The sequence below is a fragment of the Streptomyces sp. NBC_00299 genome (assembly GCF_036173045.1).
Classification (GTDB): domain Bacteria; phylum Actinomycetota; class Actinomycetes; order Streptomycetales; family Streptomycetaceae; genus Streptomyces; species Streptomyces machairae.
Genome location: NZ_CP108039.1, coordinates 99,080 through 123,208, shown reverse-complemented (window position 1 = coordinate 123,208; position 24,129 = coordinate 99,080). Strand labels below are relative to the sequence as shown.

The following is a 24,129-nucleotide window of genomic DNA, read 5'->3' as shown; positions in this document are numbered from 1 at the left end:
CGTTTGCGGGCGGGCGGCGATTGCCCCGGATGGCCGGTCCTCTAGCGTGGGCCCAGTCGCCGAAGCGGCCGGCGTGACCGGCCTGGAACTAGGAGTGCAACGACTTGAGTGGCAGGCGTTTTTGGTCCGTGACAGGTGTCATGGCGATGACAGGAGGTTTGCTCCTCACCTCAGCCACGACCGCCTCGGCTGACTATGTGAGGGACCAGCAGTGGGTCTTGGAGGCCTTCGCGGCCGAAGACGTGTGGTCCGTTTCCCAAGGTGAGGGCGTCACCGTTGCGGTGGTCGACTCCGGGGTCGACACCAGTCACCCCGACCTGACGGGCCAGGTCTTGGAAGGCAAGGACTTCACTGGCGGAGGCAACGCGCACGAAGACCTCATGGGGCACGGGACAGCGATGGCCAGCATCATCGCTGCGCATGGCCACGGCGCGGGAAACGCCTCCGGCATGATGGGCCTGGCACCGAAGGCGAAGATCCTGCCGCTGCGGGCCCTCCAGACGGAGAAGGACCCGATGCATGACGAGACCTGGGCCGCAGCGGTCCGCTACGCCGTGGACCAGGGCGCGAAGGTCATCAACATGTCCTTCGGCAACGACGGTGGCAAGACCTTGAGCGACGGTCGCGCAGCGATCGCGTACGCACAAGCCCACGATGTGGTGGTCGTTGCGGGCTCAGGCAACGACGGATCCATAGCCGTCGACGAGCCCGCTGTGCTGCCTGGCGTGATCTCCGTGGGAGCACACGACAAGAAGGGCAATCTATGGGAGGGCTCAAACACCGGTGAGGGCCTGGACCTTGTGGCTCCCGGGGCTGAGATCCTCGGCGCGGATATGAACATGTCGCAGCAGTACGCCTTGACCAACGGCACATCGGATGCCACGGCCTACGTCTCGGCCGCTGCCGCGCTGGTCCGCTCCAAGTACCCCGACCTCAGTGCAGGCCAAGTGATCAATCGGCTCATCAAGTCGGCCACCTTCGCACACCACAAGGGGCTGAAGGCGCCCGACGAGGAATACGGCTACGGCATCGTCCGTCCCTACTCGGCGCTCACGATGGACATCCCCGCCGGTCCCAAGGAAAACCCTCTCGGACACCTGACCATGGCCAGCCCACCGTCCCATGACACGGCCAAGGAGACGGACACCGCGACGCGGGCGAGTTCCCGCAACCTCCTCATCGTGGCTGGTATCGCGGCTGTGGTCATCGTGGGCATCGTCGTCTGGCTGGTCATCCGCAGTCGCCGCGGCTCAGGAAGCGGCCCCGGTCCCGGCGGCGGCATGGCCCCCCACAGCACCGTCTACCCGCCCCAGCCGCCGGCGGGCTACCAGTACTACCCCAACGGTGCTCCTCAGCACGGCTACGCGCCCCCTGCCGGCCAGACCCCACCGCAGCCCCATCCCTACACCCAACAGCCCCCGCACCAAGGGCAGTAGACCCAGCCACCCTGGCGTGCGGCTCCCTCCTAGTGGCCGCACCCTTCCAGCAAGTCGTGTGAGCCGGTCACCCGTTTTCGGCTGGCTGGTCCACCGCGTCGAGCAGCGCATCCGCCAGCTCTTCGTGACGCTGCCCCACGCTCCGTGACGGGCTGGACAGCACGATCCCCCCTCGCGCAAGGGCCTGCACCGGGGGATCGGCGGCGGTGCACCTGGCTCTGGTGGCTACTCTCGTCTCTTCATCGATCTTGACTGCAGGGGAGCAGACTGTGCGCAATGCCGCCGTGACGCCCGAGGGCGACCAGATCCGCTGGGTTGAGCTGCCGGGGGAGGAGCCATCACGCGTCTACGTGCATGGTTTGGGCGCCACTTCGCCTGCCTACTTCACGGAGGTTGCGGTCCATCCCCTGCTGGCCGGCCGCCGTTCGCTGCTGATCGACCTGCTCGGTCACGGCATCAGCGACCGGCCGGCAGGTTTCGATTACACCCTGGAATCCCACGCGGATGCACTCGCCGTGGCCCTGACCTCCGCGGGCGTCACCGGCGCGGATCTGATCGCGCACAGTATGGGAGGCTCGGTGGCCATCGTCCTGGCCGCCCGGCATCCACGCTTGGTCTCCCGCTTGGTACTGGTCGACGCCAACCTCGACCCGATCCCGCGCCTGCCCGCCTCTTCAGGCAGCAGCGGCATCGCCGCGTATTCCGAGCAGGAATTTCTGACGGACGGCTGGGAAGAGGTCCGCGACCGGGTCGGCTCGCACTGGTGGTCCACGATGCGCCTGGCCGGCCGTGAGGCCCTGCATCGCAGCGCGGTCCACCTCACCCGCGGCACCGTCCCCACCATGCGTGAGCTTCTGCTGGACCTGAAGATTCCCCGCACCTACCTGCTGCCCGAGGCCGACGGCCCGCTCCCGGGCACCGACGCACTCGCCGAGGCTGGGGTGTCCGTAGTCGCGATCCCGGACTGTGGACACAACATCATGCTGGACAACCCGGAAGCCTTTGCCCGCGCCAGTGCGGTGGCGCTCGCGGACCGAGACCAGGAATAGCCGGGCCGCGCGCCCTATCAGAGCGTGACGTGGAGACGGCCGCACAGGTTCCTCGTGTGTGATGGCGAAGGAATGTGCCCGTGCGGCCTTGTCCCATCCTGCCGTCACGGGCATCTCCCGCGCGCATCTTGGCGCTTTGATCGAGGAGTTGGCCGATCCATGGCCCGCGCGGTGTGAGTCCGCGCTGCATGAGCGGCGAGGCGGGAAGCGCAAGCAGCAGCCGGTCGCAGGGCCGAAGCACGACCTGGTCTTCATCGATCGGGTACTGGTCACCACCCTGGTCCACCTGCGTCACCAGATCCCGCACGCCGCTCTCGCGGAGTTGTACGGCCTCGAGCGGTCCACCATCACCTGGGCGGTCGGGGAGCTCCGCCCTGCTGGCCGAGCGGGGCTTCGCGGTCCCCGACCGGACCGAGGTGCGGCTACGTACCCTGGCCGACGTGTTCGCCTACGCCGATGCCGAGGATGTCACCTTGCGGATTGACGGCACCGAGACCCAAGTCCGCCGCCCTCACTCACCGGCCCGGCCGCGGGGCGTTCATCTCGGGCAAGAAGAAGCAGAACACGTGCAAGACCACCACCATCAGCGACGGCCAGGGCCGCACCCTGTGGTCCGGGGTCGACCGGCCCGGAAGAATGCACGACCAGACCGCCATGCGGACCGAAGGCGTCGCCGAGCAGTTCCGCCTCCATCCGAGAGTGAAGGCCGAGGTCGACGAGGGATATCGGGGCCTGGCGCAACGAGTTCCCCGGTCAGGTCAGCGCCCCGCGAGAAAGCCGAAGGACGACGCCCCGCTCGGCGGGCGGTACGCCTGGCGCGAGGCGCGCCGATCAATGTATCGAACATAAATCGAACGTCGCGAGGTGAGCGTGGACTGCCCTTGACGTTCGAGCCCGGTGTGCCTGAGCGTTCTACTTGGCCCTTGCACGCTCTGGTTGGCCCTGAGCGTGCAAGCTCGGGCTTGCCTGGGTGAGGCGGCGTTCGAGGGGAGTGCGGTAGCACGGGGTGACGCGGGTGGCGGCGAGGAACGCGGCCAGCCGGTCGGCTTCAGCTGCGACGGCAGAGCAGGCAGCCGTACCGGGGTCGGTGAGGAACGCCGTGTTGATGTGCCCGTCGGGGTGCTGTGCCCAGGCGCCGACGATCCGACCGTGCCACCAGAGGGTGGGGCCGATGTTGCCGTTGCGGTCGAACAGCGCGGCGGTGAGCGCCGGGTCGAGGAACCAGTGGCGGTGCCGCCAGCCCATCGGGGTGGCGTCCAGGCCGGGCAGCAGGACCGCGCCGGGCTCGGGAGCGGGGACAGGATCGAGATCCTCGGGCAGCAGGTATCCGGTGCCTTCGTCGAGTTCGACGGCCTGGGCGCCGACGGCCGCGATGGCCTTGCGGGTGTCGGTGAGGGTCCAGCCGGTCCACCATTTGAGGGTCTTGGGCCGTCGCCGGCCCGAAGGCCGCGAGGTAGTACCGGGCCAGGTCGGCCCGCGCTTGTGCGACCGGTACGGACGGCAGTGGTTCGGCCAGGGTCCAGCGGAACTGCGCGGAGGTCCACGAACCGGCCGGCCGGGCCCGGCGGATCAGGCCCTCGGCCGCGAGCACGCCCAGCACGGTACCGCTGACCCGCTGCCGGGCCTCGTACGGCTTGCCCGGGAAGGTCACCAGCTGCTCGCGCAGTGCGGGCTTGTGTTGTGTGCCGGGTCGCTTCTGGGCCAAGGGCTGGGTTCGGGGTTTCGACGGCGCGGTTTGTCGGGCCTGGGGTGGTGGCACTCCGCTGTGGTGGTGGTTGCGGGTTTTGACTTGTGGTCGGCTGTCTGGGGTGTCGTGGTCCTGGTTTCTGGCAGCTCCCCTTGTGTGGCTGCGGCGCCTGTGACTGCGGCTGGACCGCGCGCGATCCGGCCTTCGTGCGGTGGTTTCGGCAAGTCTGTCCGTGGTGGCTGTGTGTGCCCGCTACAGTTCCTGCTGTGAGGCGCGCTGATCAGGGCAGATCCCGATGTCCGAAGGCGTATTAGCCGTTGTGCGGCGCGTTGTCAATGCCCGACACGCGCGCAGAAGTGTGACGGGGTGTCAGTCAGGTCACCCGTATGGCCCCATGGTGCGGCCAAGTCGCTTCTGCTTCCACTTTTTTGATGGTTCGTCACATGTGCCGTTCCGGGTTCTTGAACGCCCGATCGGCCCCTTTGCGGTGTCTGTCATGGATTTCTGAAGTGGCGACAGTTTTCGGCGTGAGTAGGTTCTTTCGTAGGCGGCCGGGTCGGCTGGCATCCCTGAGAGATGGAGAAAACGAAATGCCTGCGAGAGGGAGAACCGGAATGCGTACGCGTACCGTGGTCGGGATCGCATTGTCGGTGGGCATCACCGTCGTTGCTGCAACCACCGTGAATTATGCGTCGGCTTCGAATTCCGTACCGGAGTCCGCCGCGTCGGTGCAGGAGGCCGCTGCCTCCTCGCTGCAGGACGGTATGGGAGGGGACGGCCAGACGGGAGGGAACGGGCAGACGGGCCACGACGGGCGGTCGGATCACCGCGACTGGAGGGGCGACGACGGCCGCGAACGGGTCTATGTCAACGAGCGGACGTATTCCGTCAAGGGGGGCGAGTGCATCGCTGTGATCAGTAGTCCGGCGACCAGCTTCAACGTCCGGAACGAAACTGACAAGAGGATCGAATTCTTCACCGGGATCACGTGCGACAACGGTGCTGCAATTGCGACTATCGGGCGCGGGGATTCCAGCAGCGCAATCCCCGGAACGGTCGTTTTCGACGGCAGCGTGGTGCCGTTCGCGCTCGTCGGCAGCTTCCGGGCAGTCGACAGGAAGCACGACCACCACTGACCCCCACGCCGGCGCAGAGGCAGCGACGACCCGCCCGCCTGGCAGGCGGGCCCCGGCACCGCCGCTTTCAAGGCCAGGTCCTGACTGTCGAGCCGCGGTACGGGGGCAGACGCTCTCCCTTCCCTCTCACCCTGGCCGTCTGCTCACGGGTCGAGAGGGGGTGGGACAGCCGGGACGCCCGCGGCGGCGAGTGTGCAGCCGAGTCCGCGCGCAGGGCCCCCACGATAGGGTGCACGCGATGCGCTGATCCGTTCCCAGTGACACGACCGACTCGATCCAGAGCAGTAGAAGTCACCCACGGTGCGCCCGGACCGCTCGGTCCGGGCGCACCGTGCGCATGGTCAGGTCCCGACGCCGGGAAGCCTGGTGGCGAGCGTGACCGGTGGCGTCCATGTCGCACCGCGGGTCGAACGACTGGTGGCTCAGTCGTTCACTGCGGACCCTGTCCGCCCACCCTGTGCGCTGAGCCGGGGAGAGTGCCTTGTTCGCCCGAGCACGTCGGCAAGGGGTAAGCGGTACGCGCTATGGCTTGGGCCGGCTTCGAGGGGCAGCGGCGGTCGCGCTCGCGATGGCGCCTCGCCGCTGACACCGCGCTGCCCGCCGCTCGCCGGCGCCGACCAGACCTCGACGGCTGCCTGCTGCGGTGGTACGGGCGGCTTCTAAAGGGCGTTCTCGTTCGGTCGATGTTGCGTGAGGGCTTGTCAGCTCGCTGGCGGGCCCCCCTTTTGTGGGCCTTTCCCTTTTGTGCGGAGCGGTGACCGGGCGGAAGCCGGTCGGCCCTTGATCCGCAGGCCCCGGGCATGACCTGGGGATCCTGACATCTGTCAGGGTCCTTTCCCGCCCGCGCTCTTCTAGTCTTTCGCGTACGACGCCCCTGTCGTCCGGTCGCGAGCAGCGCCATGGATCCGGGCACCCCAATGGTGCGAGCCGCTTTCCAGGAGAGCGGATTGCCGGCTCTGTTCACTGCAGGGGAGGCTTGGGGGTGCCTCAACTGGTTCGTCACCGGTCGACCGGCGGAAGACGGGCAGCAAATACCACCTGATCAGCGACGGACGTGGCATCCCGCTCCACGTCATAACGACCGCGGCCAACGTCAACGACATCACCCAGACACTCAACCTGGTCGACGGCATCCCGCCGGTGGCCGGACGTCCTGGCCGTCCACGACGCCGCCCCGAATCCGTCCTGGGTGACAAGGCGTACGACTCCCGAGCCGTGCGGCGCGAGCTGCAACGACGGCGCGTCATGCCGGTGATCTCCCACAAGGGCGCGCCGAACATTAAGGGGCTGGGCAAGCTCCGCTGCGTCGTGGAGCAGACCTTCGCCCTGCTTCACCAGTTCAAGCGCCTCGCTGTCCGCTGGGAGCGACGTCTTGGACTGCACGATGCACTCGTCTCGCTGGCATGCGGCCTCATCTGCTGGAGGCGGCTCAAGAGACAGGTAGCGTGATCACCCAAAGGCTTCGAGTACAGGCCAGGCGCCGGGCCCGGCCACGTCGGCGGAGTACGGGAAAGGGCGAACCTGTGCCGCAAGACATGGGTGAGAGCTAGCGAGCTGTTGATCCAGCACGAGGTCGAACTGCTGACTCGTGCGCTCCTGGAGGGGCGGCCCCGCACACTGCAGCGATCAACTCGCCCTTGCCATGGGGTTCACCGACACGCAGGATCTACTCAACCAGTGCCAAAGGCTCCGGAAGACTCTTGGCGAAGACGGCCCACTCGGCACAGCGGACTGGGCACGGACACTGCTGGCTACAGAGATCGTCTTCGTCAGCGACCTCGCCGGCTCGGGCGTCGAATGGTCAACGACCACAGGGCGGGACGATGCGGCAACGATCAGGATGCTGCGGGTGATCCAGCGGAAGCTGGCCCGGACCGTCAGTCCCTACTACGGAAAGCGGCCGAGCGAGTAGCGCAGAGGGCCACTCCGTGAGCTTCCACCACTCGAAGATCTCTCGACCGCTTCGTTTTGGCTGCACCCAGGTCAACGCAGAAGATCGTGTTACGAGCTCTTAGCTTGTCGGTTGGCATGGCCAGGCCCAGTACCAGACAAGGCTCAGCCACTCGCCGCCTTCACCTTCACCCTATGCTCGGGTAGCAACGCTTTCGGGTATCGGAGGGGCACAGGGGTGAGCGACGGTTCTGATGCGCAGAAGTTCGCTACGGGCCTGGGGGTCGCGGTGTCCGTGATCGCCGTCTTGGCGTTCTTCGGCATCACGAGTTTCGATGACCTGTTGAACGACAAGGAATCTGCCCGGTCCAAAGCTTGTGCCCTGGCAGTCGCTGCTCGCAATGTCCAGACGATCACTGTGACGCCAGAGGAATGGCAAGCGAATGCCTTGGCGTATGCCGAGAGGTTGCTCGCGGCTGCGGAGGCAACCGAGGAGCCGGAACTCAGTGGGAGTTTGCGCGAGTCGGCGTACGCCCACCAGGACTGGGCGGCCACGCTACGAAGACAACAGAACAGCGGGGCAGCGCTGGAGAGGTTGCACGAGGCTGAGCGAAAGTGGGCGGCACTCTGCAAGGTACCCGAGCCGCAGTGAGATTGGACGTTCGCCGCACTGCGGAACTGGCCACCGCATGCAACATGGCCACACAGACAGCATCTTCACTCAGCTCGTCGAACCGCCCCACAGTGGGCTGTTGGATCTCCGACCGAACCGGATCGTAGGACCAGGTGATGTAGTCGCTCCTCATCTGCGCGGCACTGCCCCCGATCGTCGGCGAGGCGGCGGGCGGTTCCGGAAAACTTCGACGGCGGTCTCCCAGATCCGCGGCTTCGCCAGCGGTCCGCGCGACGCCAGCGGAGCCCTGCGCGGGACGGCGAAGGGCTCCAATCGTCTCTCTCGCCTGCAGCCTCATCTGCTGGATGCGCCTCAAGCAGGCCCGACCATGATCGTGTTACGAGCTCTTAGCACTCCGAACTCGTCGCTGAGGCAGGGATGGTCGCGGCCTTCGTGCTCGACGCCGAGGGGCTGTGGGTGGAGTCGACGGACGACGTGGAACTCCATTTCATGATCCATGACCTGTGTTCGCTGCCGAGCGACGGTGACGGTTACAAGGAAGCCGAGGCTGCTGGGTGCTGGTCGCTGAACGACAGGCTCAGGCCGACCGGAAATTAGGCCGCTGCGGCGCGGAACGTGCTTGGGCTCAGGCCCTTGTGGCGTTTGAACGCGGCACTGAAGCCAAAAGCGTCGGCATAGCCGACGGACCTTCCGATCTGGGCGATGCTGAGGTCGGTGTCGGTCAAAAGCGCCTCGGCCTCGTCCATGCGGCATTCCGTGAGGTAGGCGAGGGGCGGGCGGCCCATCAGCTTGGTGAAGCGCTTGGCGAACAGCGCCCGGGAGACGCCGGCTCGAGCGGCCAGCGACGCCACCGTCCACGCCTCGGCGGGCCGGTCGTGGAAGGCCTGCAGGGCGGGGGCGAGGACTGGGTCGGCAAGGCCCCGGTACCAGCTGGGCGCGTCGGCACCGGCCTGTTCGAACCAGCTGCGCAAGGTGCACACCAGGGCCCAGTCCAGGAGCCGGTCCATCAGCGCCTGAGAACCGGCTGAGAGATGGGCGGCGTCGGCGGCGGCCGTCTCCAGCCAGGCACAGACCTCCACGTCCTCCTTGATCACCAGGACGGGCGGCAGGGCACGCAGGAGCCGCTCGTGGCGGTGGCCCGAGGCGCGGTAGGCGCCCACGATCAGCGCGGTCGCCTCCTGCGAGCCGGTGCCCCAGTGGATACCGCCGAGTTCCTGGGCGGTGCACTCGGCGTCCCTGGTGAAGCAGGCGATCTCGTACGCGGCGTGGGAGCTGCGGACCGTGGTGGGATGGTCCGCGAGATGGAACGGTGCGGGGCCGCGCACGATGGCCGTATCGCCCACGCCGACGGCTCGCTCGATGCCGTCGGGCAGCAGCAGGGTGCCCCCGCCGCGCAGCACGCTGATCATGGTGAGCGGTGCCTCGTCGGCGAAGCGGATGGTCCAAGGCGCCGTAAGCACGGCATGGCTGACGACCGAGCCCTCGGCCCGGATGCCATTCAGTAGCGAACTCAGCGGATCCACGAGACATATCGTAGACGATCTCCTATGTTCCGGAGCGCTTCTCCCATGGATCATCTACGTCACCGCGGCTGTACTGGATTCATCGAATCGATCGAGAGCAGCCGGGAGACACCGTGACGCAGCACGACAGCCACACCAGGACCGCCCTCGTGGTCGTCGCACACCACCGCACCGATTCCCTCACCACGCACACGGCTCGCCGTGCTGCTGTCCGGCTCGAAGCCGCCGGATACCGCATTGACCTGCTCGACCTGCACGCCGAGGGGTTCGACCCACGGATGAACATGTCGGACCAGCCGGACTGGGGCAACAGGGAAAAGGCGTATTCGGACGAAGCGCACGCCCACATGCAGCGCATACTCGACGCCGATGTCGTGGTCGCCGTCTTCCCGGTGTACTGGCAGAACGTGCCCGCCATCCTCAAGGGCTGGATCGACCGTGTATGGAACTACGGGTTCGCCTACGGCCGCAGCAAGCCCCGCCTCGCCGACAAGCGCATGCTGTGGCTGGGCCTCGCCGGCGCCACTGCCGACGACCCCATCGTGGAGGGGATGCAAGCCCTCCTGGAGACCAATCTGAGCAAAGGCATCGCCTACTACTGCGGCTTCTCCCATTCCACCGTCGGTCTGCTCACCGACGCGGAGGAGCGCCCGCAGCGCGTTGACGCCGAAGGCAACCTCCTGATCGGCGAAGCGGTCGCGGGCGCTGAGCGAGAGGCGCAGTACGCCGATCTCGACCGGCGTGCACGGGAGCTCGTGGAAAAGTTTGTCGCCGAGGGACTCGTGGCGGCCTGACCGCCAGGGCGACATTCGTGTTCGGGGACGACCTGTGGGGGTCGAACGTTGCAGGTCGAGCTGGTGACTTCAGGGCCTTGCCGATGGCGCTGTACCCCAGGGTGTCGTGGGCTTGATCCGCTTTGACGGACATCCGAGATCAGGGGTTCTGCCCCGGGAGGATGTCCATCATGGAGAGCATGGGGAAGAAGAAGCCACGCCCTCGCCGCTCGTTCACGCCGGAGTTCAAGGCCGAGATTGTCGAGCTGTGCCGGCGCGGTGACCGCTCGGTCGGCCAGATCGCCAAGGACTTCGATCTGACCGAGACGGCAGTGCGGCTGTGGGTCAGCCAGGCCGAGGTCGACGCGGGCGAGCGCGACGGACTGACCAGCAGTGAACGCGAGGAACTGGCCGCGCTGCGGCGGGAGAACCGCCGGCTGCGCGAGGACGTCGAGGTCCTCAGGGCGACAGCTTTCTTCGCGAAGGAGACCCGGTGACGGTGCACCCGTTCATCGAGGCGGAAAAGCATGGCGGTCACAGCATCAAGCGCGCGTGTGAACTGCTGCAGGTCTCCCGAACCGCCTTCTACGCCCGCCGCACCGCCAAGCCTGGGCCGCGGGCGGTCCGGGACACCGAGCTGACCGAGAAGATCACGGAAGTCCATGAGCGGTCCCTCGGAACCTGCGGGGTCCCGCGGGTCCATGCTGCCCTGCAACGACAGGGCGAGGACTGCGGACGGCGCCGCATCGCCAGACTGATGCGCGACGCCGGGCTGCAGGGCCGCCACCGCAGGCGACGGCGGCTGACGACCATCCCCGACCCGTGGGCCGCCGCCCGGTCCGACCTCGTCGTCCGCAACTTCGCTCCCGACCCGGACGGCCTCGACACCCACTGGTGCGGCGACATCACCTACGCTGCCACCGACGAGGGCTGGCTCTATCTGGCCACCGTCATCGACATCGCCTCCCGCAGCGTGGTCGGCTGGTCCACCGCCGACCACCTGCGGACCGAACTGGTCGCCGACGCCCTCACGGCGGCCTGCCGCGAGCGTCGCCCCGCGCGTCCGGTGATCTTTCACTCGGATCGCGGCTGCCAGTACACCAGTCAGCAATTCGCCAAGCCGGCAAGGGAGTTCGGAGTCCGCCTGTCCGTCGGCCGCACCGGTCAGTGCTGGGACAACGCACTCGCCGAGTCGTTCCTCGCCACCATCAAACAGGAGTTGCTCGACACGAGTTCCTGGCCCAGCCGGGCCGCTGCCCGCACCGCGATCTTCGACTTCATCGAGGGCTGGTACAACTTGCACCGACTGCACAGCAGCCTCGGCTACCGCAGTCCCGCCGACTACGAGACCGCACTCGCAGCCTGACCACCACACCGACGGTGTCCGTCAAAGCGGAACAAGCTTAGTCCAAGGCGTCGTCGCTGACGGTACTGATGCTTCCGTTCATCAACCTGGATCGGGCGCTGAGCCGTATCGAACCGTCCGTCAGGCGCCTCGACATGATCATGGACTGGTGGGAGCAGAGTCGGATCGATGAGCTCCGCGGCAAGTAAGCACCATGCGCACCTGGCTGCATGCTGGGGTGTTTCACTGCCACGCGCGTCTCGACGGCGCCGGGGCGGCGCTGCGCGGCCCAGCTGACCGGGCTCGTGCGACCTTGTCGTGAAGCTCGATCACGTCGCAGCGCGTCCAACCTCAGTGTCACAGCGACCTGTTGTGTCCCGGACACTGGGGACATGGGCGCCTGGCGCCGCGCGCCGTCAGTCGGGAGCTGGGGCCTTCGAACTGCCAGCGGGGAGACTGCGCCGGCCCTGGCGGGGTGGGGCGTGCCTACCGTGAGCCGTCCATGACGACGACTTGGCCGACCAGGAGCAGTCCCGCGGTGCCGGGTTCGCCCGGGTAGAAGACTGGTATCGGAAAGGGCCAGCGCGCTGACGTTAACCTGCCGCTGGCGGCCCGTTCATGTACACCGCCGCATGCATGCGTGGGTCTGTTCACGTCATCTCACCTGTCGGTGCCCAAGGCGATGACGCTGGCCGAGCGGCGTCAGCAGATGAAGCGTGACCGGGGCGAACTCTCGCCCATGCGCCAGTTCGTGGACCCGCCCGCCGAGAGAGCGTCGGGTAAAGCGCACGCCCGCCCCGAGAAGCCTGCCAAACGAGGCCCGGCGGCCAAATCGGGAAGTGGCGAAGCCGCGCCGTTAGCCACTGCGGCGACTGCGGATCCGGCGTGGGTGAGCGCTTATGCCACCGCTTATCCGGCGTATCTGTCGATCGGCGGGCAGCTGAAGTTCTCTACCGGCACGGCCTCCTCGTACTCTGGACTGTGGATGTATGTCCTGGACGAGGCCGGGAACATCGTCTTCGACCAGGAAGTCAGCAAGGCAATCGGTGACCCTACGGGGAAGTTCCTGGAGAACGGAGCCTGGTGCTATGGCTGGTGGGGCAGCAAATCCTACCCCGCCGATCAGTGTTTCTGGTGGAGCACGAACAAGCTCGGCGGCCATCTCCAGGATGGTAAGTAGTACTACTCCTGGATCTTCCTCAAGGGCTCGGACGGCAGCTGGAGTTCGAACGGCACCACGTCTCCGTTGGTGGAGGCCTTCTACACCCCGGACATCCCCGGCGCTCAGGCCGGCATCTGCACCTGCTACGCGCAGGCCCACCGCGCCGACCCGGTCAACACCGCGACCGGCATGTTCTTCGAGCAGCTCACTGACGCTCAACACGTCGGCGTCGGCAAGCAGGTGTCTCTGGAACGCACCTACCGCTCCGACTCCACCACGACCGGCCTGCTCGGACGCGGCTGGGCCACCCCCTTCGACGCCAAGCTGACGATCGCCACCGAAAAGGTCACCTACCAGGCCGACGACGGGGCGAAGTTCGCCTTCACCAAGGCGAGCGACGGGGCATATACGGCTCCCGCAGGGTCGGCGGCGAAGCTGGTCAACGGCACCAGTGACTACACGCTCACCACGCCCGACCACACCAAGAGGACCTTCAACAGCAGCGGTCAGCTCACTACAGTGGTCGACACCGCCGGCAAGGGACTGAGCCTGACGTACGCGTCCGGCAAGCTCGCCTCCGTCAAGGACGCCGCTGGCCGCACCACCACCTTCACGGTCGGCGCCGACAACCTGCTGTCCAAGGTGAGCCTGCCGGAGAGCACTTCGGTCTCGTACGGCTACACGGACGGCCTGCTCACCTCCGTCACCGACCCGGCGGGCAAGACGTCGTCGTACGCGTACGACGCGAACAAGCGGCTGTCGTCCTACACCGACCCGGCGGGCGGCAAGGTAACCAACAGTTACGACACCAGCGGCCGCATCACGTCGCAGACCGATCAGAACAACAAGAAGACCTCGTTCACCTGGGATGGCAGCCGCGAGTCGCACACCACCGCACCTGACGGCGGGGTGTGGACCGACGTGTACTCCGGCAATGTCCTGATCGAGACCATCGACCCGTACGGCAAGCGCATCACCTACGACTACGACCGTTTTCTGCGACCGGTCGGCATCACCGACCAGCGCGGCAACACCACGTCGATGACGTACGACAGCGCCGGGCGGATGCTCACCCGCAGCGCGCCCTCCGCGCTCGGCTACTCGGAGAGCTGGACCTACGACAGCGCAGGCAACATCACCAGCCACACCGACGGCCGCGGCAACAAGACCGCCTACGCGTACAACACGTCGAACCAGCTCACCACGACCACGGACCCGCTGGGCGGGAAGACCGCCTACACGTACACCGCCCTGGGCGCCATCGCGACGGTGACACCGGCTACAGCTACGACGGCAACGACAACGTCACCAAGGTCACCGATGCCAAGGGCAAGACGGTCACCCCGTCTACGACAAGAACAACCGGCTGACCAGCAGCACCAATCAGCTCACCAAGACCACCACGTACGGCTACGACGCGGACGGCCACCTGCTCAGCCGCACCTCCCCGCTGGGCAGCAAGGAAAGCTGGACCTACGACAGCGACGGGCGCCAGGCCACCGCGGTCGACCCGCGCGGCAACGCCACCGGCGCCGATCCCGCCCAGTACACCACCACCTACGATTACGACCCGGCCGGCAACCTCACCTCCGTCACCGACCCGCTCGGCGGTGTGACCACCACCGCCTACGACGCGGTCGGCAACGTCACCAAGCGCACTGACGCCGACAAGCGCGCCACCGCCTACGGCTACGACAAGCTCGACCAGCTCACCGGGAGCTTCGGGGGCCGCCCGGAGCCGACGGGGGGAGGCGGCGCCGGGAGACGATCAGGGGGAGGCCGTGGTGGTCGCCTCCGCGGCGGGAGCGGTGGCTTGGAGCGGTCCAGCCGTTCGCACAGTGCCCGCAGCGTACGGGCCCCCACAAGCCCAAACACGGCGACCTCGACGCCTACCCGTGGCAGGTCGCCATCGACGCACTCCCCGCCTGACCCCTGCTCCTCAGACGCAGAACGGGCCCCGAAATGCCGCCAGGCGGCCCTTCTATGAGGCCCGAGCTGGACAACGTTGGTCCGCAGATGCCGTCTCTCGCTTCCTGGCAGCTGCTTTCAACCGCGGGGCGTCCGGGCGGAGACACGGGAACCGAGGTTTTCGGTGCTGGCCGGCTGTTGCGTGCCTGTTGGCCGTGGTGTCGGCTGGACGGTGCTTTCGGTGATGAGGGTGTGTGGGAAGTCGAGGTACGGCTTCCAGTAGGGGGCGCCGTGGAGACGGGCGCCTTGGGGGGAGACGGTGGGGCGGTGCCAGGTGGTGTGGTCAAAGCCGGCGGCTGCCAGGGCGGTTTCGTGGGCGTGGGTGGACCAGTGGTAGCCGGTGAGGCGGAATTCCTGGCCGGGGAGGTGACCGTGGAGGGTGACGGGGGCGCCTTCTGCGGTGCTGGTGCAGGTCAGGTCGAAGCCGTAGGGGTGGTACCAGCCGGGCGTGGTGTTGAAGTCAGGGTTAAGGCATGCCGCGACGAAACGGCCGCCGTTGGTGCGCAGGGCCCTGCGGGCGGTGCGGCAGATGCCGGTGAGTTCGTCGTGCGTGGTGGCGTAGGGGGTCAGGTGGATGGCGATGACGAGATCGAAGGCGTGATCGGTCATCGGGTCCGGTCCCTGGTGGGCTGCGTCGCGGTGCAGGTAGGTCACCCCCAGAGGGGCTTGCTGTTCGAGGCGGCGGGCGTGGTCGAGCATGCCGCGGGAACTGTCGATGCCAACGGCGCGGGCAGCTCCGAGCTGTTTGGTGCGGCGGGTGTACAGGCCGGATCCGCAGCCCAGGTCGAGGACGGCCTGGCCGGTGATGTCGCCGATGACGGCAAGGAGGCTGTGGGCCTCCACATGTTCGCGGAACGGCATGTGCTGGGCGGTGCGTTCGTAGGCCGGGGCCAGGTCGTCGAATGCGCTGTCCACAGCGGTCTCCTTGCAGGCTTCACCAGGTGACGGGCAGTAGGGCGGGGCGGGTGAAGAGGATGTTCTCGTCCCAGGGGATGTCGTCGACGGCGAGGACCAAATCCGGCAGTCGAGCGAAGAGTTCGCGCAGGGCGATGTCCAGGTAGAGGCGCGCGAGGCTGGAGCCGAGGCAGTAATGGGCACCGTGGCCGAAGGTCAGCGAGCCGTCCGTGCTGCGGCCGGGGTCGAATTTGCCCGGCTTGGGATAGCGGTCCGGGTCCCAGCAGGCGGCCAGGAACGGGGTGATGACGGCCTGTCCGGCGTGGATGGTCTGACCGTGCAGGGTGATGTCTTCAGTGGCGACGCGAGGGTTGGAGAGGTAGCCGTTGTGGTGGTAGCGCAGGAGCTCTTCGATCGTGGCGGGCCAGCGGTCGGGGTCGGCGATCAGACGGTCGCGGTGGCCGTGGTGGCGCAGCACGGTGACCACGAAAGTGCCGGTGGGTGAGATGAGCGGGTCGACGCCGGTGACCATGAGGTAGTCGACGGTGCCGATGAGCTCCTCCTCGCTGATGGTGCCCTGGCGGTGGGCGGCGAGCAGGGCACCGATGGGGTCATCGGCGGCGGAGCCGTTGTGCGCGTCGAGCACGGTGCGGGCCAGGGCGCTGATCTGTGCGGTGGCGTCGGCGATGGCGGCGCGGCTGGCGGTCTGGGAGGTCTGGGTACGGAAGCAGTCCCGGTAGCGGGTGCGCAGGGCCAGAGGGATGCGCAGCATGTCGCAGTTGAATCGCAGGGCCAGCGGTTCGGCGTATCCGGTCATCAGGTCCGCCGGGTTGGGGCCCTGGATCATCTCGTCCAGCAGGGCGTGAGCCAGGGCACGGATCGTGTCGGCGTAGCGGGTGACTGCGGTACGTGTGTAGTAGGGGGTCAGGATGGTGCGGATGCGGGTGTGGTCGGGCGGGTCGAGATTGAAGATGCCGCCCTTGACGCTGTTGAAGTCCTCGCCGGCGATGCGGGGCGCGCCGGGATAGGTGAGGTTGCGGGTGAAGCGGTGATGGTCGGTGGCGACCGCGCAGATGTCTTCCCGGCGGGTCAGGAGCCACATGACCTCGCCGGAGGGCATGCGCACCGGGCAGACGGGTCGTTTTCTGCGCAGCGTCTCGTACAGGGGCGGTGGCGTGCCGTGCGGGCCAGGGGGGAGAGGCCAGTCGAGGATGTCAGCGCACATGTGGACCCTCCGGTTGTACGGCATCCAAGGTGACCTGGGCGTAGCCGTGGCGGTCTGCGGGAACGAGCGTGGGCACGTGGCCGTCGAAGAGGGCCAACTGGAGAGGCCAGGGTTTGGGGTAGCAGAAGACAGCGCTCTCGGCGTCGACGATGCCTGCGACATCGAGCAAGTAGGGAACTTCGGCCAGGATGTAGTCGACGTTGCGGGCGACTGTATCGGCGTCGGGGACTCGGTCGGTTACTGTGCGGAGGTAGGCACGGGCGTTCTGTTCGCACAGGTCACGGAAGAGGGGATCGCGGTGGAAGGCGTCGATGCCTGCCCGGTGCAGAGCCTGGTAGTGCGGATGGGCGGCCTTGGCCGTCCAGGTGTGGACCCGCGGTTCGCGGCCCACCCGGGCGAGTGCAGTCTTGGCGGCCCCGCGCAGTGTCCTGACCGCGTGCAACGTGTGACGGACCGCGGCGCGCGGCGCCATCCCGGCAGCGATCTGCCCGTACGCTGCCTCGTAGCCGGGCAACAGGATCTCCACCTGGTCGAACCAGTCGTCGGCCCAGGCCACCAGAAGGCGGATGGTCCGTGGGGTGAAGAAGGAGTTGAACGGGGAAAGCCCCAGCACCGCGCAGTGGCGCTTCTCCAGGACCCGACGGCATCGCTCCCGGTGCACCCGGATCCGTACGACTGTCTGCGCAGCAGCCGGGTCAGCGCCAGCGTGGCGCGGGGCAGGGGAGAAGACGAAGTCACCTGAGCTGTTGGTGTCCGCATCGCGGTCACGGCACAAAGAAGCCTCCGACGAGGAGTGGTGGAGCAACAGCGGCGAGAGCTGCGCTGATTAGAGCCCGGCTCGCACCGTCCAACGATGCCGCGACCCCACCGTCACGCGGGTGCCGGCTGCGGACCTCCAGCACCCCGGCGACCTTGCTGCCCCGGGTCTGCATGATGGCCTTGCGCTTTATCTGGTCCCCTCAACTTCGGTGATCAAGGGGAATGTGCAGCGCCGGCACGACCCACCCGGTCGCGGTCCGGTGTAGTGCGGGCTGGCCGGTATGGGGCGGGCGTGTGCGGCGCAGTGTGTCGTGCACGGGAGCGGAGCGGCCCAAAGGGTGTGCGTCGGGCGCTGGTCGTCACTCCCTGCCCCTCGGGCCGCTGGCACCGTGATGCTGGCGTGGACATGGCCTGATCCCTGGAAGGGGTCTGTGTGGCTGACTCACTTCGCGACTGCGAGACGGTTCTCGCGCAGGCGGCGACCATGGTGCGGCCGTTGGTCCGGTCTCGGGTTCACACGCTGCCTCCTCAGGTCCGGCATGTCGCGGGGCTGCATTTCGGCTGGTGGACTGACGACGGCACGGTCCTTGACGCTCCGGCCGTCAGCAAGGGCGTCCGCCCGGCCCTTGTCCTGTTGGCGTGCCGGGCAGTGGGGGCAGACCCGGATGCCGCGCGGGCGGCGGCTGTTGCGGTGGAATTGGTCCACAACGCGAGCCTGCTTCACGACGACGTCATCGACCAGGATCCGCTGCGCCGCGGCCGGCCCGCGCTCTGGGCGGCGAAGGGCGTTCCGGCGGCGATCCTCGCAGGCGACGCCTTGTTCTTCGCTGCCGTCCAGAGCCTGGCTGGGGCGCCGGCCGCTGACCGGACGGTGCCGGTGCTGCTGGCCGCCGTGCAAGCGCTGATCGAGGGCGAGTACCTCGACACCCTCATGGAGTCGGGCACCGACGTCCGTGAGGAGCGTGCCGCGGAGGTTGCGGCGGGCAAGACAGGCGCGCTGCTGGCCTGCGCCTGCGAACTCGGCGCGATCGTGGGCGGCGCCACAGAAGAGCGTGCCCAGCTCCTGCACGGTTTCGGACGGCGTCTGGGTATCGCCTACCAGTGCGTCGACGACGTTCTCGACATCTGGGGCGAGGAGCCGGTGACGGGCAAGCCCGCCCTGTTGGATCTGCGCTCGCGCAAGGTCATCATTCCCGTCGCGGCCGCCATGGCCGGCCACACCCCACAGGCCCGGTCCCTGCGCGCGCTTTACAGCGGGAACGGGCCGCTGGGTGAGGAGGAGGCCGCGCGGGCCAGGGATCTGATCGAGCAGACCGGCGCGCGGGAGGCCACGCTACGCCGCGCCCGCCGTCACACCGCTGATGCCCTGCACCTGCTGGACCAGGCGGAGCCGGAGCCGGTGGCGGCCCGCTGAACTGGCGGCCCTCGCCGATCTGATCACCCGCCGCGACCACTAACCCTGGTGGGGCAACCCCGTTCCCGAAGCCCCCACCGCTCTCACGCCGTTCGACCCATCCGAACAGGGAGAACTCAAAGATGCACCCTGCCGAGCTCCCCGAGGGGTTCTGGACCTTCTACTGCCCGCTCGAGGAGGAGACCGGCGCCGATGCGGAACGCCTGAGTGCCAACAGTGCCGCGTGGGCGCAGAAGTTCGACCTGGGCCGCGGCGATGCGGATCTTTCCGCGATGTACGGGGCGGGAGGGGCCACCCTGATCACCCACGCCTTCCCCCACGCCACCACGAACCCCGAACTGGCCCAGGCACTGGCCGACTACAGCAGCTGGGCGTTCATGGCCGACGACTTCATCGTGCCCGACCCGGACGCCAGGGACGACGTCCTCCACGCCGTGTACCGCTGGGCGCGCACCATGCTTTGTCCGCACTCTTGGGAGAGCCACACAACCCACCTCGACGACGCGCTGCGCAACGTCTTCGAGCGCCTGCGCGCCTGCATGAGCGACGTCCAGTACGGACGGTTCACCACCACCCAGGCCGACTGGCTGCAGGCGGAGCTCTGGGAGAGGGCCCTGAGCGAACGCGGCACCCCTCTGACGGTCAACGACTACCTGGCCGTGCGCCTCGGCGCCGTCGGCGTCCACGCCACGCCCGGCTACCTCGACGCGGTCGAAGGCACCGAACTCACCGCTCAGGAATGGTCCTCGCCCCTGGTCAAAGCAGCAACCGAAGCAGGTCTCTTCGCCGCCGCGCTGGACAACGACCGCTACTCCTTCTGCAAGGAGAGGGACCTGGCGCAGGTCAGCTGATGGCGCGCGGTGGCTTCACCGCAGTGGTCGACCTGGCCAGTGGCGCGGTGACGAAGCTGAAGGTCAACGCCTCGCTGTCGTACTACAACCCCGGTTGCGGCGTCGGTGAGGAGGCCGTGCTGACGCAGTCCCCGGGCGAGGACAAGAAGCAGACGCGCCTCATACGGGTGGACGCCGCGAATGCCGAACTGAGCAACCCCGTTGAGGTCGACGGCCAGATAACCTCCTCTGTGCCCGCCGGTGGCGGGAAGATCGCCGCGGCTTCTGGGCGGGCGCTCGTCGAGATCGACGCCAGAGGTGAGAAGAAGGAGCTCGCGGCGACGGGGACCGTGCCGTACCGCATCAGCAAAGACAGCTCCGGCGGCTACGTGTACCTGGAGCGGATGCAGCGCGACAGTCTCAAGCAGAAAGAGACAGCGCTGGTGCGCCGCTGGGCGGACAGGAAGGTGACCAAGCTGGGCTCCGGCCCGCTCGGTGACATCGGCCTGACCCGGCGCGGCGGCCAGGTGTACCTCACCGGCGGCGTCAAGGCGGCGAAGAGTCTGCCGAAGACGGTCGCGCGGCTGGCCGGCACGGACAAGGACGCCACGTTGTCCACCAAGGGTGCCGCGATCATCCAACACACGGAGTGGGCGGACGGCAAGGGCTCCCCGAAGTATCTGCACCCGGACACAGCCGCCGACGCCCGGCCGGTGAACATCACCGCGACGATCCGCGACAGCGGCGAGAAGACCGGGTTCACCGTGACCCCGCTCAAGGACAGGTCTGCCCAGTGGGAGACGTCCCGTACTCCGTCGCCACTACTGCCCACAGCCAAGAGCGCGGCGGACAGTGGGGGAGGGATGCGTACCAACTCCATAGGGGCGCGCGCGCCGGCTGTCGACGATCCGGGCGATGTCACGGGAACGCGTACGGAGATCGTGGAGTCGGAGCGGACCTGCTCCGTTCCGCGCAACGATCCTCGCAACCAGGCGATGCAGCCCAAGCCGCGCCAGGTGGAATGGGCCGTGAACAAGGCGGTCACCGGGAAGCTGAACATCGGGGCCTCGCGCCCGGCGAATTGGAAGAACCTGGGGATGCCGGCCTACGCGCCACAGACTCTCTTCGCGCCTCCGACCTTGGAGGGTGGCGGCCGCGTGCCTGCCCAGGTGTTGCTGGGCATCACCACGCAGGAGTCGAACATGTGGCAGGCTCCCCGCTCCGCGGTGCCCGGGGTGACCGGCAGCCCCCTGATCGGGAACTACTACGGCATCGACTACTACGACGGCAACTCTGACAACGACTGGGACGTGGACTGGTCCGAGGCTGACTGCGGGTACGGCGTCACGCAGGTCACCGACCATATGCGACTGGCCGGACGGGAGCACGGCAAGGGCGGCACCGCGTGGGCCTATGACAAGCAGCGTGCCGTAGCCCTGGACTACGCCGCCAACGTGGCCGCCGGACTGCAGATCCTGGTCTCCAAGTGGAATCAGACCAAGCAGGCCGGGCTGGTAGTGCACGACGGCGACCCGAGCAAGCTGGAGAACCGGTTCTTCGCCCTGTGGGCGTACAACTCCGGCTTCTACGAGAACGTCAACGGCAACGAGCCGTGGGGCGTGGGCTGGGCCAACAACCCCACCAACCCCGAGTGGGACGCCGGACGTCCACCGTTCATGGAGGACCGCCTCGGCAACGAGAACGCCGCCGACGCCGCCCGCCCGCAGAACTGGCCCTACCCGGAGAAGGTGCTCGGGTTCGCCGCGCACCCGCCGTCGTTCATCGAGTCGCCGGGCACCATGGTGGCCGCGTTCCGCTCCGCCTGGTGGAACGGCACAAGCGAAGACGCCACCGTCGAAGGCTCCGCCAAGTACAACCGCGCGCGCGTGAAGCCGCCGGAGGACCTGTTCTGCGGCCCGTACAACTGGTGCGAGCCCTCGAAGATCAACGACGGCGCCTCGAACGACGACGTCAGCAGCGGGCCCTGCACGCGCGACGACTTCAAGTGCTGGTGGCACCAGTCAGCACAGTGGAAGACGGACTGCGACTACTCGTGTGGCAACGAGTTCTTCCGCTTTGCCTCCCCGGACTACGACGCCGAGCAGGCGGACGGAACTGCCTATGCGCCGAACTGCGCGCGTACCGGCCTGCCATCCGGCTCGCTGATCATCGACGACCTTCCCCAGGGAACGCCGTCCATCCGGCCGGGATGTTCCAATAGCACCTGGTCCAACGAGGGAACCTTCTCCCTCGACTTCGGTGACGGTGAAGCGGGTCTGGCCCACGACGGACAAACCATATCCACCGTGTGGCCGGCCAAGGTCGACCTGCACCAGCTCGGCGCCGGCTTCGGCGGCCACTTCTACTTCGGCCACGACCGCTCCCAGGGCGCCAAGAGTGAGCGTCTGAAAATGACCGGCACCTGGACACTGAACCAGGCCGTCAACGGACCCGCGAAGATCTGGGTGCACCTGCCCGACCACGGCGCGCAGGCCAAATACGCGGCGTACAAGGTCCACACCGCCAAGGGCGTCAAGACGCGCATCGTCAACCAGAACGGAAGCTCGAACCGGTGGGTCTCCATCGGCGCGTTCATGTTCGACGACAAGCCCAAAGTGACGCTGTCGACCATCACGCAGAACGGCACCGGGGACAAGGACATCGCATACGACGCCGTCGCGGTACAACCGATCGACGGCAGGTTCGTCGAGCGGACCCTGACTGCGGCAGCAATCTTCGACCCCAACCAGGACCTCAACTCCAACATGCCGCAGGAGCTCTACACACCGCTGCGCACCATGAAGACCCTGCACGACTGGGCCATGGGCCTGGCGTACAAGGGGCCGCGATGGGACAACCCCGACGCGGACACGGTGGGCATCACCGGTGCCGCACGCTGTCCGACCGTCGTGCCCGTGGGCGAGTGCAGCGGTCAGCAGACCTACGACGCTGCCCAGAAGTGGTACGAGGACATCAAGTCAGGCGGATACACACCACGATCGGACGGCTCAGCTCCCTCCATGTCGATACCGGTGTGGATGGCCATGTCCAACCAGCGGCCGAACCCGTCGCAGTCGGCCAGCGTCGCTCTGCAGAGCGACAACAGCTACAAGATCAAGAGCGATGTGGAAGTCAGCTACATCGTCGACACCTCCACGAGTAGATCATCTCCGGGAGCGAGTCGGCGGACTACCAGCTGCGGATCGGCAACGCCCACCTGCCGCACTTCGTGACGGACATCATCCAGGCGATCGAGTCGGACTACGGCATCACGAAACCCGACATCGACTACACCACGTATGACGCGCTCGAGTACGGCCGTGACGTGCGCGCACATCCATACACCGACGGCGACACCCCGGGGCAGGTCTTCTTCCCGCACTTCCGAGGAGCACGTCTGAACTCGGACAACACATGTGTCGACTTCCGGGCCGTCGGCGGCGGTGTCCACAGCTACCGGCCGATGATCGCCCACAAGTACATCAACGACAACGTCAAGGCATGGGTCGACAAGGTCAAGGCGCACCCGGAAACAAACATCATGATCCGGAACTTCGCCGGTGACATCTACTCCATGTTCTTCAAGAACGACGGGAACAACAACGCCTTCGGCAGCACGATCGGCAACGCACCACCCATCTGGCAGGACATTGCCGCCGCCTTCTTCCCCGATCCCCGCGCGTGGCGCTCTGGCGGACTGCGTGTCCGCCGGCCATCCGGCCGCTGGCATCGCCGGGCCGGTCCTGCCAGTTGGTCAAGTCGGCGAGGAGGTCGCAGTGTGGGTCGTCGGCGGCTGGCCGCTGGTACTGCTCTTCGTCGATGAGGGTGGGCAGGGAGGCGATCAGCGCGGTGGGCGCACCGGTCAGAGGGGTGTCGGCGCCGATGATGCCGGGCTGGTCGGGTCGTTGCACATAGAGGCGCATCAGGCTGTTGTCCAGCATCAGGAACCCGACTAGAAAGGGGTGTTCGTCTTCGCCGGGGTCGGACAGGGCTCGCAGGGCGGTGAGCGCTTGGCCCTGGTCGGGCTCCGGGTCAGGGGTGATCTTCTCCGGATGGAGATGGATGACGGTCATCCCCATGGCCTCGCTGATGTCGTCGCTGCCGTAGAGCTGGGTTCCGGCGAGAACGGTGCGCAGGAGGCCGGGGATGTAGTACGGGGCCACAGCGTCGTGGGGGATCTCGTAGTGGAAGGTGGCGCCTTCCTCGTCATCTCCGGCATGGACGGCGACCCGTACGGCGCCTGGCGCCGGCAGGACTCCGCGCAGGCGGCAGTTTTCGGCGATGGGCGCGTTCAGGTAGTACAGCAGCAGGCGGGTGACGGCCGCCTGCTGCTGTCGGTGTTCGGGATCGGTCACTGATTCATCCATGCGGGGCACTTGTTGTCGGCTGGTTGCGGCAGAAGGC

At 67.4% G+C, this 24,129-nt stretch carries 21 protein-coding genes; 15 read left to right on the top strand and 6 right to left on the bottom strand.

The window, feature by feature from the left end; genetic code table 11:
• Nucleotides 1-128 precede the first annotated feature (128 nt).
• The 3 genes from mycP to OHT51_RS00550 all read left to right on the top strand — a co-directional run bounded on the left by mycP (nucleotide 129) and on the right by OHT51_RS00550 (nucleotide 3,334).
• Nucleotides 129-1,436 carry a type VII secretion-associated serine protease mycosin gene (gene mycP, locus OHT51_RS00560; protein ID WP_328876877.1) on the top strand — a complete coding sequence of 436 codons (1,308 nt, stop codon included), beginning with the start codon at nucleotides 129-131 and terminating at the stop codon, nucleotides 1,434-1,436.
• Between the two features lie 269 nt (nucleotides 1,437-1,705).
• Nucleotides 1,706-2,485 carry an alpha/beta fold hydrolase gene (locus OHT51_RS00555; RefSeq protein ID WP_328876876.1) on the top strand — a complete coding sequence of 260 codons (780 nt, stop codon included), beginning with the start codon at nucleotides 1,706-1,708 and terminating at the stop codon, nucleotides 2,483-2,485.
• Nucleotides 2,486-2,965: 480 nt separating this feature from the next.
• The gene (locus OHT51_RS00550; protein WP_328876875.1) at nucleotides 2,966-3,334 is read left to right on the top strand and encodes a transposase family protein; all 369 of its coding nucleotides are present in this window, start codon (nucleotides 2,966-2,968) and stop codon (nucleotides 3,332-3,334) included.
• A gap of 63 nt (nucleotides 3,335-3,397) precedes the next feature.
• On the opposite strand, the gene OHT51_RS00545 is transcribed toward OHT51_RS00550, so the two are convergent.
• Nucleotides 3,398-3,859 (bottom strand): DNA glycosylase AlkZ-like family protein, encoded by a 462-nt coding sequence (locus tag OHT51_RS00545; protein ID WP_328884197.1) that lies wholly within the window; start codon nucleotides 3,857-3,859, stop codon nucleotides 3,398-3,400.
• A 927-nt stretch (nucleotides 3,860-4,786) separates the two neighbouring features.
• Here OHT51_RS00545 and OHT51_RS00540 point away from each other — a divergent pair.
• From OHT51_RS00540 to OHT51_RS00525, 4 genes are all read left to right on the top strand, one after another.
• Complete coding sequence (locus OHT51_RS00540) at nucleotides 4,787-5,308, top strand: hypothetical protein (RefSeq protein ID WP_328876874.1); 522 nt, start codon at nucleotides 4,787-4,789, stop codon at nucleotides 5,306-5,308.
• 903 nt (nucleotides 5,309-6,211) lie between these two features.
• Nucleotides 6,212-6,757: an IS5 family transposase gene (locus OHT51_RS43250; RefSeq protein WP_443052687.1), complete on the top strand. Its 546-nt coding sequence runs from the start codon at nucleotides 6,212-6,214 to the stop codon at nucleotides 6,755-6,757.
• 679 nt (nucleotides 6,758-7,436) lie between these two features.
• On the top strand, nucleotides 7,437-7,850 hold the full coding sequence (locus OHT51_RS00530; RefSeq protein WP_328876872.1) for a hypothetical protein: 414 nt from the start codon (nucleotides 7,437-7,439) through the stop codon (nucleotides 7,848-7,850).
• Between the two features lie 399 nt (nucleotides 7,851-8,249).
• Nucleotides 8,250-8,429 (top strand): hypothetical protein, encoded by a 180-nt coding sequence (locus OHT51_RS00525; protein ID WP_328876871.1) that lies wholly within the window; start codon nucleotides 8,250-8,252, stop codon nucleotides 8,427-8,429.
• Here OHT51_RS00525 and OHT51_RS00520 read toward each other — a convergent pair.
• The gene (locus OHT51_RS00520) at nucleotides 8,426-9,355 is read right to left on the bottom strand and encodes an AraC family transcriptional regulator (protein ID WP_443052374.1); all 930 of its coding nucleotides are present in this window, start codon (nucleotides 9,353-9,355) and stop codon (nucleotides 8,426-8,428) included. The two genes, OHT51_RS00525 and OHT51_RS00520, sit on opposite strands and share 4 nt — an antisense overlap.
• A gap of 113 nt (nucleotides 9,356-9,468) precedes the next feature.
• On the opposite strand from OHT51_RS00520, the gene OHT51_RS00515 reads away from it, so the two are divergent.
• The 5 genes from OHT51_RS00515 (at nucleotide 9,469) to OHT51_RS43245 (ending at nucleotide 14,297) form a co-directional block, all read left to right on the top strand.
• On the top strand, nucleotides 9,469-10,149 hold the full coding sequence (locus OHT51_RS00515) for an NAD(P)H oxidoreductase (RefSeq protein ID WP_328876870.1): 681 nt from the start codon (nucleotides 9,469-9,471) through the stop codon (nucleotides 10,147-10,149).
• Nucleotides 10,150-10,319: 170 nt separating this feature from the next.
• Nucleotides 10,320-10,625 (top strand): transposase, encoded by a 306-nt coding sequence (locus OHT51_RS00510; protein WP_328876869.1) that lies wholly within the window; start codon nucleotides 10,320-10,322, stop codon nucleotides 10,623-10,625.
• Complete coding sequence (locus OHT51_RS00505; RefSeq protein WP_328876868.1) at nucleotides 10,622-11,494, top strand: IS3 family transposase; 873 nt, start codon at nucleotides 10,622-10,624, stop codon at nucleotides 11,492-11,494. Before OHT51_RS00510 ends, OHT51_RS00505 begins: the two co-directional genes overlap by 4 nt.
• Nucleotides 11,495-12,113: 619 nt before the next feature.
• Nucleotides 12,114-12,653 carry a hypothetical protein gene (locus tag OHT51_RS00500; RefSeq protein WP_328876867.1) on the top strand — a complete coding sequence of 180 codons (540 nt, stop codon included), beginning with the start codon at nucleotides 12,114-12,116 and terminating at the stop codon, nucleotides 12,651-12,653.
• 69 nt (nucleotides 12,654-12,722) lie between these two features.
• A complete protein-coding gene (locus tag OHT51_RS43245; RefSeq protein WP_443052686.1) occupies nucleotides 12,723-14,297 on the top strand; it encodes a DUF6531 domain-containing protein in 1,575 nt (524 codons plus the stop codon).
• Between the two features lie 384 nt (nucleotides 14,298-14,681).
• Here OHT51_RS43245 and OHT51_RS00475 read toward each other — a convergent pair whose 3' ends face one another.
• From OHT51_RS00475 to OHT51_RS00465, 3 genes are read right to left on the bottom strand one after another with little or no spacing between them, the layout of a single operon-like run.
• Nucleotides 14,682-15,620: a class I SAM-dependent methyltransferase gene (locus OHT51_RS00475; RefSeq protein ID WP_328884194.1), complete on the bottom strand. Its 939-nt coding sequence runs from the start codon at nucleotides 15,618-15,620 to the stop codon at nucleotides 14,682-14,684.
• Complete coding sequence (locus OHT51_RS00470; RefSeq protein ID WP_328876866.1) at nucleotides 15,538-16,722, bottom strand: cytochrome P450; 1,185 nt, start codon at nucleotides 16,720-16,722, stop codon at nucleotides 15,538-15,540. Before OHT51_RS00470 ends, OHT51_RS00475 begins: the two co-directional genes overlap by 83 nt.
• Nucleotides 16,712-17,383 (bottom strand): tRNA-dependent cyclodipeptide synthase, encoded by a 672-nt coding sequence (locus OHT51_RS00465; protein WP_328876865.1) that lies wholly within the window; start codon nucleotides 17,381-17,383, stop codon nucleotides 16,712-16,714. Before OHT51_RS00465 ends, OHT51_RS00470 begins: the two co-directional genes overlap by 11 nt.
• 531 nt (nucleotides 17,384-17,914) lie before the next feature.
• On the opposite strand from OHT51_RS00465, the gene OHT51_RS00460 reads away from it, so the two are divergent.
• The 3 genes from OHT51_RS00460 to OHT51_RS00450 all read left to right on the top strand — a co-directional run bounded on the left by OHT51_RS00460 (nucleotide 17,915) and on the right by OHT51_RS00450 (nucleotide 22,958).
• A complete protein-coding gene (locus tag OHT51_RS00460; RefSeq protein ID WP_328876864.1) occupies nucleotides 17,915-18,895 on the top strand; it encodes a polyprenyl synthetase family protein in 981 nt (326 codons plus the stop codon).
• Between the two features lie 122 nt (nucleotides 18,896-19,017).
• Nucleotides 19,018-19,746, top strand: coding sequence for a terpene synthase family protein (locus tag OHT51_RS00455; protein ID WP_328876863.1), 729 nt, complete (start codon nucleotides 19,018-19,020; stop codon nucleotides 19,744-19,746).
• On the top strand, nucleotides 19,746-22,958 hold the full coding sequence (locus OHT51_RS00450; protein ID WP_328876862.1) for a golvesin C-terminal-like domain-containing protein: 3,213 nt from the start codon (nucleotides 19,746-19,748) through the stop codon (nucleotides 22,956-22,958). Before OHT51_RS00455 ends, OHT51_RS00450 begins: the two co-directional genes overlap by 1 nt.
• Before the next feature lie 348 nt (nucleotides 22,959-23,306).
• Here the strand turns inward: OHT51_RS00450 and OHT51_RS00445 are convergent, their stop codons facing one another.
• A complete protein-coding gene (locus OHT51_RS00445) occupies nucleotides 23,307-24,080 on the bottom strand; it encodes a hypothetical protein (RefSeq protein ID WP_328876861.1) in 774 nt (257 codons plus the stop codon).
• Nucleotides 24,081-24,129 lie beyond the last annotated feature (49 nt).

Coding starts and splice junctions, on each gene's coding strand:
- OHT51_RS00540 (WP_328876874.1), top strand. CDS start 4,787: ATGCGTACGCGTACCGTGGTCGGGATCGCATTGTCGGTGGGCATCACC.
- OHT51_RS00525 (WP_328876871.1), top strand. CDS start 8,250: ATGGTCGCGGCCTTCGTGCTCGACGCCGAGGGGCTGTGGGTGGAGTCG.
- OHT51_RS00510 (WP_328876869.1), top strand. CDS start 10,320: ATGGAGAGCATGGGGAAGAAGAAGCCACGCCCTCGCCGCTCGTTCACG.
- OHT51_RS00470 (WP_328876866.1), bottom strand. CDS start 16,722: ATGTGCGCTGACATCCTCGACTGGCCTCTCCCCCCTGGCCCGCACGGC.
- OHT51_RS00455 (WP_328876863.1), top strand. CDS start 19,018: ATGCACCCTGCCGAGCTCCCCGAGGGGTTCTGGACCTTCTACTGCCCG.
- OHT51_RS00450 (WP_328876862.1), top strand. CDS start 19,746: ATGGCGCGCGGTGGCTTCACCGCAGTGGTCGACCTGGCCAGTGGCGCG.